Genomic DNA, 12,100 nt, shown 5'->3' with positions numbered 1-12,100 from the left:
GGGGAAACCCACTCCCCACCCCCGTGATCATGCAATCCGTGCACAAAGATATATCGATGTGCACGGATTGCCTGATCACCGCGGTCAGAGGTCGTTGCCGGCGTAGGACTGGTTGAAGCTCTTGTTGGCCAACGGGAAGTCGGGAACGATCGTGTCGGCCAGGGCGACCGGGAGGGCGGGCCAGTTCAGGAACGAGGGGTCCACGATCCGCACCCGGCTCAACCGACCGTCGGGCCGCAGCTCGACCCGGTGACAGATCGTGCCGCGCCAACCCTCGACCAGTCCCACCCCCGAGCGGGGTGGACCGAGGCGCTCGGCCACGGCGGGAACGGCCTGCGGCCCGCCCGCCGACGCACCCGACCCGGACGACGCGAGCTCACCCAGCAGATCGGTGATCACTGCGGCGCTCACCGCGGCCTCGCGTCGCCGCACCCGGTAGCGCGCCAGCACATCACCACCGTGCTCGGTGACCACCTCGAACCGTGGCCCGAGGTCGGCGATCGGGTGGTCGCGCCGGGCATCGGCGTCCAGCCCACTGGCCCGGGCCACACAGCCCAGGGTGCCCAACTGTTCGGCCTGCTCACGGGTCAGCACCGCCGTGGCGGTGAACCGGTCGAGCACCACCGTCTGCCCCAGGGTGACGTCGGCCAGCTGTTCGATCTCGCTTGCGACGGAGGCGATCTCGGCGACCGACGGCAGGGCGAGCAGCCGCGCACCACCCAGGAACAGCCCACCACGCAGCAGCCGGTGCCCGGTGATCGTGCGGTTGAGCCGCAGCAACCGCTCCCGCAGCCGCTGGGCATGCACCCCGGCGATGCCGAACCCGACGTCGGTGGCCAGCGCCCCCAGGTCGGCGACGTGGTTGTACATCCGCTCGAGTTCGAGCAGCACGGCACGCACCCGACGCGCCTCGTCGTCCACCGTCAGACCCGCGGCGTCCTCGATCGCGGTGAGCAGGGCCAGAGCATGCCCGACCGCGGTGTCACCGCTGATCCGCTCGGCCAGCGGGATCGCGGCCTCCACCGGCTCGCCCTCGAACAGCTTCTCGACGCCGCGGTGCACGAACCACAGCCGCGCCTTCATGCGCAGGATGGTCTCGCCGACGACCGAGAACCGGAAGTGCCCGGGTTCGATCAGGCCGGCGTGCACCGGACCGACCGGGATCTCGTAGACCCCGGTGCCCTCGACCTCGAGAAACGGGAACGACCCGACGTCCTCGGTGAAGTCGGGCGGCACCGGCTCGTCGTGCCGCATCGGGTGCCAGCCCTGCGGCCAGTGCCCGTGCAGGACCAGGCGCTGCGGCAGCGGATGCCCGACCGGCTCGATGCCGAACATGTCGTGCACCTCGCGCTCGAACCGGCCGGCCGGGTAGGACAGCGCGGCGATCGAGGGCACCCGGGCATCGTCCAGCGGCATCGAGACCACCAGCTCCTCGACGTGCCCCGCCCGGGTGAACGTGTACGCCACGCGGAGCCCGGTGTCATCGTGGTGACCGGTGATCGCCGCGAGCCGATGACCGGCCCGCAGCAGCGCGTCGGCCGCGGCCACCAGGTCCGAGCGCAGCACCGGACGGGTCACGGCGGCGCCCATCAGCCACCCACCAGGGCCGCCACGGCACGGGCGATGGCCCCATCGGTGGGGTCGAACGCGATCCCTGCCAGGACACACACCCCGAGCGCGATGGCGATCGGAGCACGAGGCCCCACGCCGCTGCCATGGCTCGAGACATCCTCTGCCGCGGCGGCTTCGGTCGCAGCGGTTTCGGTCGCATCAGGGGCCGGCCCCAGCGTCATCGCCACCACCGCCTGCACCAGCCCGACGAACACCACCAACAACAACACCAACACCGCCCCGGTCACCAGGGACATGCCCGCCCGCCACGCCGCCAGCAGGATGCCCACCTCGGAGAAGAACAGCGAGAACGGCGGGAAACCCAGCAGCGCAGCCATGCCGGCCAGGAAGGGGACGGCGATCCGGGGCCGGGTCTGCAGCAGGCCACGCACCGCGTCGATCCGGGTCGACCCCGTCACCGCCAGGATTCGGCCCGAGAGCACGAACACCACGGCCTTGGTGAGCCCGTGCCCCAGCACGTGCAACAGCACCGCCGCCGTGGCCAGCGGCCCGCCGACGGCAGCACCCAGGGCGAGCAGGCCCATGTGTTCGATGCTCGAGTAGGCCAGCATGCGCTTGTAGTCCCGCTGTCGCAGGATCAACAGGGCGGCGACGGCCAGCGAGGCCAGCGCCCCCACCGTGAGCAGGCCCCGCATGAACCCCGGACCGATCACGGCATCCGCGATGACCCGGATCCGCAGGATGGCGTAGAACGCCACGGCGAGCAGCACGCCCGACATCAGTCCCGACACCGGCGCCGGCGCCTGGCTGTGGGCGTCCGGCAGCCAGCTGTGCATCGGCGCGAGTCCGGCCTTGGTGGCGAATCCCAGGACGGCGAGGGCTGTCGCCGCACGCACCAGGTCGACGTCCAGCCCGGCCGGGCCGGCACTCAGCTCGAGCCAGGACAGCGTGGGGCTGCCGTTGGCCCGGGTGGCGGCATAGAGCAGCACGATGCCGAGAAAGGCGATGGCGATGCCGACCGAGCCGAGCATGACGTACTTCCAGGCGGCCTCGATCGAGCCGCGGGTGCGGTGATGACCCACCAGGAAGGCGGTGGCGATGGTGGTGAACTCGACCGCGACCCAGAGCACGCCGAGGTTGTCGGCCAACACGGCCAGCGACATCGCGCTCAGGAACAAGGCGATCAGCGTCGAGTACGACCGTTCCCGCGGGGCGTCGTCCGCGCTCAGCCCGGCCCAGGTGGCGGTGAGTCCGACCGCCCCGATCACCGTGAGCATGAACGCCGACAGGGCATCGGCCCGCAGCAGACCAGCCAGGGCCACGACGGCCACCGGCTGCACCGACCGTTGCCCACCCGTGGCGGCCCCGGCGGTCCAGGCGATCAACGCCAGGCCGCACCCGAGCGCGCCGGCGCTGGCGATCACGCCGGCGAACCGGGTCACCACCGGCCAGCGGCCGAGTGCTGCGGCGCCCGCCGTGGCGGCCGGCACCAGCAGGGCCAGGAGCAGCACGGCGGCCATCAGTCGTGCAACTCCTTCAGCTCGTCGAGATCGGTGCCGCCGAACGCCGCCTGCATCCGCGAGGTGAGCACCAGCAGGATCAGCACCACCAGCAGCACATCGAGCGAGACCCCCAGCTCGACCACGAGCGGCACACCCCCCGCGGTCAACAGGGCGACCGTGGCAATGCCGTTGTCCATCATCACGAAGCCGATCAGTTGCGACATCGCGCGGCGCCGGGTGGTCAACGTGAGCAATCCGATCAGCACCAACGTCACCCCGATGGGTACCGCCCGCAGTGCCGGGTCATCGCCCGAGCTGGCCAGGGGCGCGCTGACCACGTAGGCCAGTCCGGCCAGGCCGACACACGCCAACAACGACGCCGTGGGATTCAGCAACGGTGCCCGCTCATGGTCGGCCTGGGTGGCGGCCATGCCGCGAGCGAGGGCAACCGGCAGTACGACGGCCTTGAGCACCAGCACCATGAGGGCCACCAGCAGCAGCAACGGATCACCCTCGTGCAGCGCCATCACCGCCACCAACACCCCCAGCGCCACGCCCTGCACGGCCAACAGCCGCAGGTCGACACTCAGCGAGCGACGCCACACCACCATCACCGCCGACAGCAGCAGGGTGCCCGCGGCGGCACCGATCAACTGGGAGTACAGCTCGCCGCTCATGCGGCCACCAGATACGACGTGGTCACGGCCAGGAAGGCCAGGACGAAGGATCCGGCCAGCAGTTCGGGCACCCGGAAGAGCCGCACCTTGGCCACGAACACCTCGCCCGCGCCCAGGGCGGCAGCGGCCAGGCACAGCTTGACCACCAACGCGAGTGCACCGACCAGCAACGCCCCGACCGAGGCGGTGGTGGCCAACCCCCAGGGCACCAGCAGATTCGCCACCAGCCCGAGCAACGCGGACAAGCGCAGCCACGACCCGAGTTCGGCCCAGGCCAGGTCGCGGCCGGACGACTCGAGCAGCATGGCCTCGTGCACCATGGTCAGCTCCAAGTGGGTGGCCGGGTTGTCGATCGGCAACCGGCCGGTCTCGGCGAGCACCGCGATCGCCAACGCCACCACCGCCATCAGGCTCGCCGGCGAGACGATGGACGACGGCGCGGCGAGCCGGTGGTTCATGATCGACGACAGCGCCGAACTGCCGGCCGGGATCGACACGGCGAACACGGCCACCAGCACCGTCGGCTCGACCAGAGCCGCGATCATCATGTGCCGGCTGGACCCCATACCCCCGAAGGCGGTCCCGGAGTCGAGACCGAGCACCGCCAACGCGATGGTGCCCACCAGCAACACCGAGACCACCACGAACAGGTCGCCCGGCAGACCGGGCAGGGCGACCGAGCCGACCAGCGGGATCTGGGCGCACACCATGAGGCTGGTCGAGAGCAGCACCACCGGCGCCGCCACCTGCAGCAGGCTGGTTCCTTCGGCCTGAACCGGTTGTTTCAGAAGCCATTTGCGCAGATCCCGCCATGGCTGCAACAGGCCGCCACCGGCCCGCCCCTCGAGCCGGGCCCGCGCCTGGCGCGTGATGCCGACCACCACCGGCGCAATGGCGATCGTCACCACGAGCTGAAACAGCACCGAGGCCACCGAGCTCAGCCACGTGCTCATCGCGACACCGCCGCCAGCACCGCGACCAAGGCCACGAACGAGTACGTGAGATAGCGGTGGATGCTGCCGTTCTGAATCCCCCGGGCGCGCTCTGCCAGCCGGTTCATCCCACGCTGCACGGGCCGGTAGAGCAGGGGTTCGACAGGGTCGCCGAGCTGTTGGCGAAACTCCACCCGTGCCACGACGAACCGCGACTCATCGGTGTGGGTCACCGCGACATCGCGGCTGGGACGCAGCTCCTCGGCGAACACGCGGACCAACGGCTCGGCGTAGGAGGTCGCGGTGTACTGCATCCGCGGGCTGAGCCGCACCCCGCCACAGCCCCATGGCAGCGCCGTCCGGCGCCGGGCCTGACGCCGCTCGAGGACCCAGGCCAGCCCGGCCACCGCTGTGGTGATCACCACCACGGCCCCGGACAGCCGCACCGGTTCGATGCTGGCGCCGAACCCGGTGAGCAGGATGCCCGCCGTCGGGGTGGCCACGATGCCCTCGGCCCCGACGCTGGCCGCAACGGCCACCGCGAGCGGGCCGGCGAAGAACCCCAGCCCCACCAGCACCAGGGCGCCGGCCACCATGGCGGCGATCATGGACGGCGTTCCCTCCCGGGCATCACGCGCCGCCGCACTGCGGGGTCGAGCCAGGAAGGCCACCCCGACCGCCTTGACGAAGGTGAGCAGCGCCAGGCCGGCCGTGAGCGCCACGGCGGCCAACGCCAGCGGCAGCATCACCGCGACGACCCGGGACGGGTCCGCCCCCGGCTGCAGCCCCTGCTGGGGACCGCCGTGAATGATCGCCTGCAGAAGCACCCACTCGCTGACGAATCCCGCCGTGACCGGCAGCGCCGCCGCACCGAGGCCGGCCAGCGCCATGGCCGAACCGGTCCACGGCATCGACCGCCACAGGCCGCCGAGCCGGTCCAGATCGCGTTCTCCGGTGGCGTGCACCACTGATCCGGCGCCGAGGAACAGCGTGGTCTTGAAGGCTGCATGGCTGACCACGAGCAGCAGGCAGGCGACGAGGGCGACGTCCCCCGCGCCTGGCTCACCCTCGGCGTGCAGCAACACCGAGGCGCCGAGCGCGATGGTCATCAATCCGCTGTTCTCGGTGGTGGAGTAGCCGAGCAGCCGCTTCAGATCGGTGGCCACCGAGGCCTGCAGGATGCCGTGCACGGCCGAGGCGATGCCGAGGGCAACCAGCACGATCCCCCACCACTGCGGGGCGGCCGGCACCAGCCGGACGGCGATCAGCACCAGGCCGTAGATGCCGGTGGCGACCATGGCCGCGCTCATCACCGCGGAGACATGACTCGGCGCCTCGGGGTGCGCCCGGGGCAACCAGACGTGGACCGGCACCAGGCCGGCCTTGGCCGCGAAGCCGACGGTCAGCAGCACCAGGGCCACCCGACCCGCTGTCGATCCGGCATCGGCCCCGGCGATACTCGCCAGAGAGGTGCTCTCGCGGGCCGTGGCGAGGACGGCGAACCCACCCACCAGACAGAGGAAGCCGAGGTGGGTCATCACCGCATACCACCGGGTCGCGGACAGCACCTCGGGGCGGTGAGCGTGGTCGGCCAGCAGCAGCACCGTGGAGGCGATGGCCATCGCCTCCCAGACCAGCAGGAACGACATCACGTCGGCCGCCGCCGGGACCAACTGCACCGCGGGCAGGAAGGCGGCGAACGCCGTCCATGCCGTGGCCGAGGCGGCCGGGCCGTGGGCATACCCGATGCCGAAGACCGAGGCGAGCATCCCCACCCCGCCGGCGACGGCCATGAACAGGCCACCGAGTCGATCCGGGGCGAAGACCAGCTCACCCAGCGGTAGCGACGCCGGCAGGGTCAGTGCCCCGGTGGTGCCGGCCATCGCGGCGATGCCGGTGACCAGTCCGACGGTGGCCGTCACCGCGGTGACCGCCCCGGTCAGGCGCGAGCGGTGCGGTGCGGGAGCGAGCAGACCAGCCACCATCGCCACGAGGGCCAGGGCCACCTGCAGCCGCAGCCCGACATCGACGAGGTTCACGGTGCGCTCATCGCCCTGTCACCCGGCGCAACGCGGCCACGATCTCGCTCGGTTCGGGTGGGCAGCCGCGCACCGTCAGGTCGACATCGACCACGGCGTCGACCGCGCCGACCACGCCATGGGCCCGGGCGAACAGGCCACAGTCGACGGCGCAGTCACCGACCGCCAGCACCACCCGCGGGGTCGGCGTGGCCTCGACCGTGCGGGCCAACGGCTCGGCCATGTTGCGGGTCACCACGCCGGTCACCAGGACGGCGTCGGCGTGCCGAGGCGAGGCGACCAACCGCGCGCCGTAGCGCTCGGCGTCGTAGACCGGGCCGAAGGCCGCCCCGACCTCGATCTCGCAGCCGTTGCAGGAGCCGGCATCGACGTGCCGGATCTGCACACTGCCCCGCAGTTCCGCCGGTCCCACCGGTTCGGCCAGGGCGGCCGGCGTGGGCTCGGCGATCCGGCCGACGCGACGCATCAGGCGGGCGAGGTTGAGGGCGCTCATGCCGAGGTGGTGCCGAATCGCTGCTGCACGGCTCCTCCTCCCGGCGTGCGTCCGAGGGCCGAAAGTCCCATAGGTCGGCTCGCGGAACGTATCAGGTGAGACCTGCACCGCACGGTGAATCCCGCACCGGGTTCGTGGCAGCGCAGGAGGGTGCGAGAAGATGACCGCGTGACCACGACGAGCACCGACCCCACGACGATCACCATCCCCGCCGACCTGCTGCCCGCCGACGGACGCTTCGGGTCCGGCCCGAGCAAGGTGCGCCCCGAGCAGATCGAGAACCTCGCCGCGCTGGGACGCACGGTCATGGGTACCTCGCACCGCCAGGCACCGGTGAAGAACCTGGTGAGACGCACTCGCGAGGGGTTGGCCGATTTCTTCGGTCTGCCCGACGGCTACGAGGTCGTGTTGGGCAACGGTGGTGCCACCTGTTTCTGGGACATCGCGGCGTTCGGCCTGGTGCGCCGGCGCAGCCAGCACCTGGTGTTCGGTGAGTTCAGTGGCAAGTTCGCCAAGGTCACCGCCCGGGCGCCCTTCCTGGACGAGCCGAGCGTGATCTCGGCCACGCCGGGCTCCCTGCCCTCACCGGTCGCCGAGGCGGGCATCGACGTCTACGCCTGGGCACACAACGAGACCTCGACCGGCGTGATGGCCCCGGTGACCCGGGTCGCCGGCACCCGTCCGGACGGCGAGGACGGCGCCCTGGTGCTGATCGATGCCACCTCGGGCGCCGGGGGGCTGCCGGTGGATGTCGGCCAGAGCGACGTCTACTACTTCGCCCCGCAGAAGTCGTTCGCCGCCGACGGTGGGCTGTGGCTGGCGCTCTTCTCCCCCGCCGCGCTCGACCGGGTGGCGCAGATCGCGGCGTCGGGGCGGTGGATCCCGGACTTCTTCGACCTTCCCACCGCGATCGACAACTCGCGCAAGGACCAGACCTACAACACCCCTGCCGTGGCCACGCTGGCGCTGCTGGCCGACCAGGTGGAGTGGCTGAACGGCCACGGCGGCATGGCCTGGGCCACCGGCAGAACGGCTGATTCCTCGAGCCGGCTGTACGGCTGGGCGGAGCGTTCGCCCTACGCCACCCCGTTCGTGACCGAGCCGTCGGCACGCAGCCAGGTGGTCGGCACGATCAATCTGGACGCCGCCCAGGTCGACGCGGCCGCCGTGGCAAAGGTGTTGCGCGCCAACGGAATCGTCGACGTCGAGCCGTATCGCAAGCTGGGCCAGAACCAGCTGCGCGTGGCCATGTTCCCGGCGGTCGAGCCCGACGACGTCGAGGCCCTGACCCGGTGCATCGACCATGTGGTGGAGCGCATCGGCTGATCCACCCTCCCGGGATCGGGCCCGGATGTGGATCACGCGTTCAAGCTGCGCCGAGCGGGCGCCGATAGGGCAGCGTGCTCGAAGCCCACTCCCCCCGTCGCAGCCTCACCCGTCTCGTCGCCCTGTTCGGCGTGGCCCTGCCGCCGCTGCTGGTGGTCAGCGGAATCGCACTCGACCATGCGCGACGCGAAGCCCGTTCGCAGGATCTGGCCGACACCCGCGTCGTCGCGGAACGTCTTGCCGGCGAACTCAACCGGATCCTCGACGTCCCCGCGGCCCAGCTACGACTGGCCGCGGCGCAGGCCCCGGTACAGCAGCTGCTGGCGCAGCCCCTGGGCTCGGGGCCGATGGCCACGGCCACACGAGCCCTGGCACAGGCGCGAGCGCTCGACCCGGAGATGGCCGGCGAGATGTGCCTCCTCGACGTCAAGGGCATCGAGCGAGCCCGGCTGATCGGCCGTCGTGCCCTGAGCGCCAAGGCACTGGCGACGTCCCCGTCCCAGGCCGCCTGGTTCTCACCCAGCCTGGCCGTCCGCGTGGGAGGTATCCATCGGCACACGGCCTATGTCTCGCCCGACAGCCGCATCTGGGTCACCTCGACCTCGGCCCCGGTCGCCGCGGCCGGCGCGATCGTCGGGGTGATTCACGTCGAGACCCCGTTGGAGGCCGTGCGCACCCGGTGGGCCGCAGCCATCCCGGCGGGGATACGGGCCCGGGTGATCGACCCGGCGACCGGCACGGTGATGCTGGACGCCACCACGACGCCTGAACCCTCGTCGAACCTGGATCTGACCACCCAGTGGTTGCCGCGCGAACGGCCGATCACGGGCGACGCCGGCCGGGACGCCGATCGGGTGAAGTCGGCAGTGACCGTCAACGCCTGGCGCGTCGACGTCCTCTCGTCGAACGAGCCGGGCTTTCCTCTCGGCACTGCCCTGATGCTCGCCGGCATCGTCGTGGCCACGGGAGCCGGATTGCTCTGGCTCGGGCTGCGAACCTCGACCAGAACGTCGCCAGCGCCCGACCGGGCGATCGCCGCGACCGAGCCGCTCGGTACCGCACCGCTCGGTACCGAACCGATCGAGGCGGAATCGATCGAGGAGGAACCGATCGAGGCGTCCGGCAGACCTCCGATTCCGTCCACCGCCGCCGCACGGGTTCCCGCGCAGAGCGCCCCCGTCGAGCAGACAGTGATCGAGGACGACGAGGCGACGTCCGAACCGGCCCCGGCCTCAGTCGCCTCGGCTGCGCCCGAGTCGTCGGGCGAGGCCGCCGACGACGACCAGGACGACGAGCAGCACACCGAGCAGGCCGAGCTCGACACCGAGGCCGAGACCGCTGCCGGGGCCAGGGTCTGAATCGGGTGTCGCGGCGACCGATTCGGCCGGCGCACTCGGTGCGGCGGGCGCCGGTGTCGGCGCCGTGAGCTCGCGCCGAAAGGACTCCGGCACGGGCATCCGCACGATGTCGGTGCGCTCACCCTCGCTGCTCAGGTAGATCACCGTGCCCGAGGCGGCCAATCCCTCGCCCTGCGGCTGCATCGGCAGCGCCACGGTGGCGAGCGGGTTCACCCCGGTGTCCAGCGGGGCGAGCAGCATCAGACTGCCGTACGTCCGCAACAGGACGTGCCCCGAGGTGAGCGCGCTGCCGTCGGTCACCAACTGCAGGCCCACCGCCCCGAGCGGCTGAAGCTCGGCCGAGACCACGGGGTCTGGGGTGTCCGCGGGCCAGGCGGCCTCCGGCACGGCGAAGATCCGCGATCGCAGCAGACCCTTGGTGACGAGATACATCCGCGAGGAGCGCGGATCGACCAGTAGCGCTTCGGCGTCCGCGGCCAGCCCATCGGGGTAGCGCAGCTGGATCCGGCGCACGGGTGTCACCGAGGCCGAACGCAACGCCGGCTCGGCCAGGACGTCGATCTCGACACTCGTCCGCTCGGCCCGATTGTCCCCGATGTCGGCGATGGCCAGGAAGGCCCGGCCACGGGCATCGCGCCAGGCGGCGATCGCCTCCCAGTCACGGGCGGGTACTCCGCGCACGCCCACCTGCGCGGCAACGGCCCCGCGGCGGTCGAGGGCGAAGACCACCGCCGGGTTGTCGGAGTCGTTGTGGGTCCAGATGATCCCCGGGTGGGAGGGCGAGAGCGCCAGACCGGAACTCTCCGGGACGACCGACGGGAGCCGACGGTCGGCAACGGCCGCGGGTTGCGGCCGAGGTGGCTGATCCACCGGCGGCGGGCTCGGATCGGCCAACACCGGCAGGCCGGCCATCGCCACCACGATCGCCCATCCGTGTATCCGGTTGCGCCCCAAGGGGTCGGACTTCTTCAACGATCGCCTCGTTCGGCCAGCAAGTCGGCCAGGCGAGGAGTGACCGACCAGGCCTCGGTGAGCTGGTCCAGCTCGGCCCGCACCGACGCGCTCGCCTCGTCGGGATCCCGGTGAGCTCCGCGTGCCACCCGCAGCAGCGCATTGCGGGGCGTGTGGCGGGAGTCGACGAACTCGACCACGTCGACCTCGTATCCATACAGCCGCAACACATCGGCGCGCAACGCATCGGTGAGCACGTCGGCGAAGCGCTGTCCGAGGATCCGGTGCCGGTACACCGCCTGGTACGGGGCCGGCACCTCGCCCCCGGCCCGGCGGTTGGCCTGCACCTGGCGCTGGATGTCGTGGTGGCAGCACGGGGCGGCCAGGGCCACGGCAGCACCCCAGCGGACGGCGCGGGCCAGCGCGTCGTCCGTCGCGGTGTCACAGGCATGCAGCGCCAGCACCAGGTCGACCGCACCCAGACCGGGGTCGGCGTCCGCGATCGCCCCGACGGCGAAGGCCAAGCCGTCCAGGCCGAGCTGCTCGGCCAGGTGGGCATTGCGCTCCACCATGTCCGGGCGCAGGTCGATGCCGACGGTATGAACGGCCACCCCGTCGCCGGCCAAGCGCACGGTGAGGTAGCGATGGGCCGCAAAGGTCAGGTAGGCGTTGCCACAGCCGAGATCCACCACGTGCAGCGCCCGGCCGGCCGCCCGAGCCGGACCCACCGCCCGCGCGACCATCGGCTCGAGCTGCCGCAGAAAGGCCTCGACCTGGCGACGCTTGTCGGCGTCCGCCCCGAGGGCGTCGAACAGCGGATCACCCGGGTCGAGCAGCCGTTGCCTGACCCGGTCGTGCCGGGCGATCTCGGGGACGACGTCGCGCCGGGACGTCCGCGCGGTGTGCACCTGCGCCTCACCCCGCTTGGTGACCCGCAGCTGGATCACCTGGTCGAGGGTCTCGACGAACCAGGTGCCGAACGGCTGGGCCAGCAGGGCGTCGACCGCGGCCGCTGCAGGTTCACCCTGGCCGTGGTTGCGGGTCAGCGGCGAACGCCCGTCCGTAGTGGTGACCTGGAGGTGACGGCCGGCCTTCAGATCGACCGGACGCAACTCGGCCCGCACGTGCTCCGGATGCATGGCGCGACGTCGTCCAGCCGCGACCGCACGCACCAGGGTGTCCAGGTCACACAGCGCGGGGCGCAGCGCGGCGAGCGCGTCGTCCAAAGGTTCGGGCACGACCCCATCGTG

Annotated in this window: 9 protein-coding genes; 2 read left to right on the top strand and 7 right to left on the bottom strand. The window is 71.7% G+C overall.

Annotation, left to right across the window (positions count from 1 at the left end):
* Positions 1–84 precede the first annotated feature (84 nt).
* The 6 genes from IPK24_05450 to IPK24_05425 all read right to left on the bottom strand — a co-directional run bounded on the left by IPK24_05450 (position 85) and on the right by IPK24_05425 (position 7,215).
* Positions 85–1,590, bottom strand: a complete 1,506-nt coding sequence (locus IPK24_05450; GenBank protein MBK8075016.1) for an NADH-quinone oxidoreductase subunit C — start codon at positions 1,588–1,590, stop codon at positions 85–87.
* Entirely contained in the window at positions 1,590–3,092 is a 1,503-nt protein-coding gene (locus IPK24_05445) for a hydrogenase (GenBank protein ID MBK8075015.1), read from the bottom strand. The genes IPK24_05450 and IPK24_05445 overlap by 1 nt, the downstream gene beginning before the upstream one ends.
* Positions 3,092–3,751, bottom strand: coding sequence for a hypothetical protein (locus tag IPK24_05440; GenBank protein ID MBK8075014.1), 660 nt, complete (start codon positions 3,749–3,751; stop codon positions 3,092–3,094). Before IPK24_05440 ends, IPK24_05445 begins: the two co-directional genes overlap by 1 nt.
* On the bottom strand, positions 3,748–4,704 hold the full coding sequence (locus IPK24_05435) for an NADH-quinone oxidoreductase subunit H (protein ID MBK8075013.1): 957 nt from the start codon (positions 4,702–4,704) through the stop codon (positions 3,748–3,750). Before IPK24_05435 ends, IPK24_05440 begins: the two co-directional genes overlap by 4 nt.
* Positions 4,701–6,668 (bottom strand): hydrogenase 4 subunit B, encoded by a 1,968-nt coding sequence (locus IPK24_05430; GenBank protein ID MBK8075012.1) that lies wholly within the window; start codon positions 6,666–6,668, stop codon positions 4,701–4,703. Before IPK24_05430 ends, IPK24_05435 begins: the two co-directional genes overlap by 4 nt.
* A gap of 61 nt (positions 6,669–6,729) precedes the next feature.
* Positions 6,730–7,215 carry an oxidoreductase gene (locus tag IPK24_05425; GenBank protein ID MBK8075011.1) on the bottom strand — a complete coding sequence of 162 codons (486 nt, stop codon included), beginning with the start codon at positions 7,213–7,215 and terminating at the stop codon, positions 6,730–6,732.
* Between the two features lie 198 nt (positions 7,216–7,413).
* On the opposite strand from IPK24_05425, the gene IPK24_05420 reads away from it, so the two are divergent.
* On the top strand, positions 7,414–8,541 hold the full coding sequence (locus IPK24_05420) for a phosphoserine transaminase (GenBank protein MBK8075010.1): 1,128 nt from the start codon (positions 7,414–7,416) through the stop codon (positions 8,539–8,541).
* A gap of 74 nt (positions 8,542–8,615) precedes the next feature.
* Entirely contained in the window at positions 8,616–9,899 is a 1,284-nt protein-coding gene (locus IPK24_05415; GenBank protein MBK8075009.1) for a hypothetical protein, read from the top strand.
* 968 nt (positions 9,900–10,867) lie between these two features.
* On the opposite strand, the gene IPK24_05410 is transcribed toward IPK24_05415, so the two are convergent.
* Positions 10,868–12,088, bottom strand: coding sequence for an SAM-dependent methyltransferase (locus IPK24_05410; GenBank protein MBK8075008.1), 1,221 nt, complete (start codon positions 12,086–12,088; stop codon positions 10,868–10,870).
* Between the last annotated feature and the right edge of the window lie 12 nt (positions 12,089–12,100).

It is taken from the genome of Kineosporiaceae bacterium (assembly GCA_016713225.1).
Lineage (GTDB): Bacteria > Actinomycetota > Actinomycetes > Actinomycetales > Kineosporiaceae > JADJPO01.
Note: the sequence above shows the minus strand (reverse complement) of the source record. Positions and strands in the feature narration are given on the sequence as shown.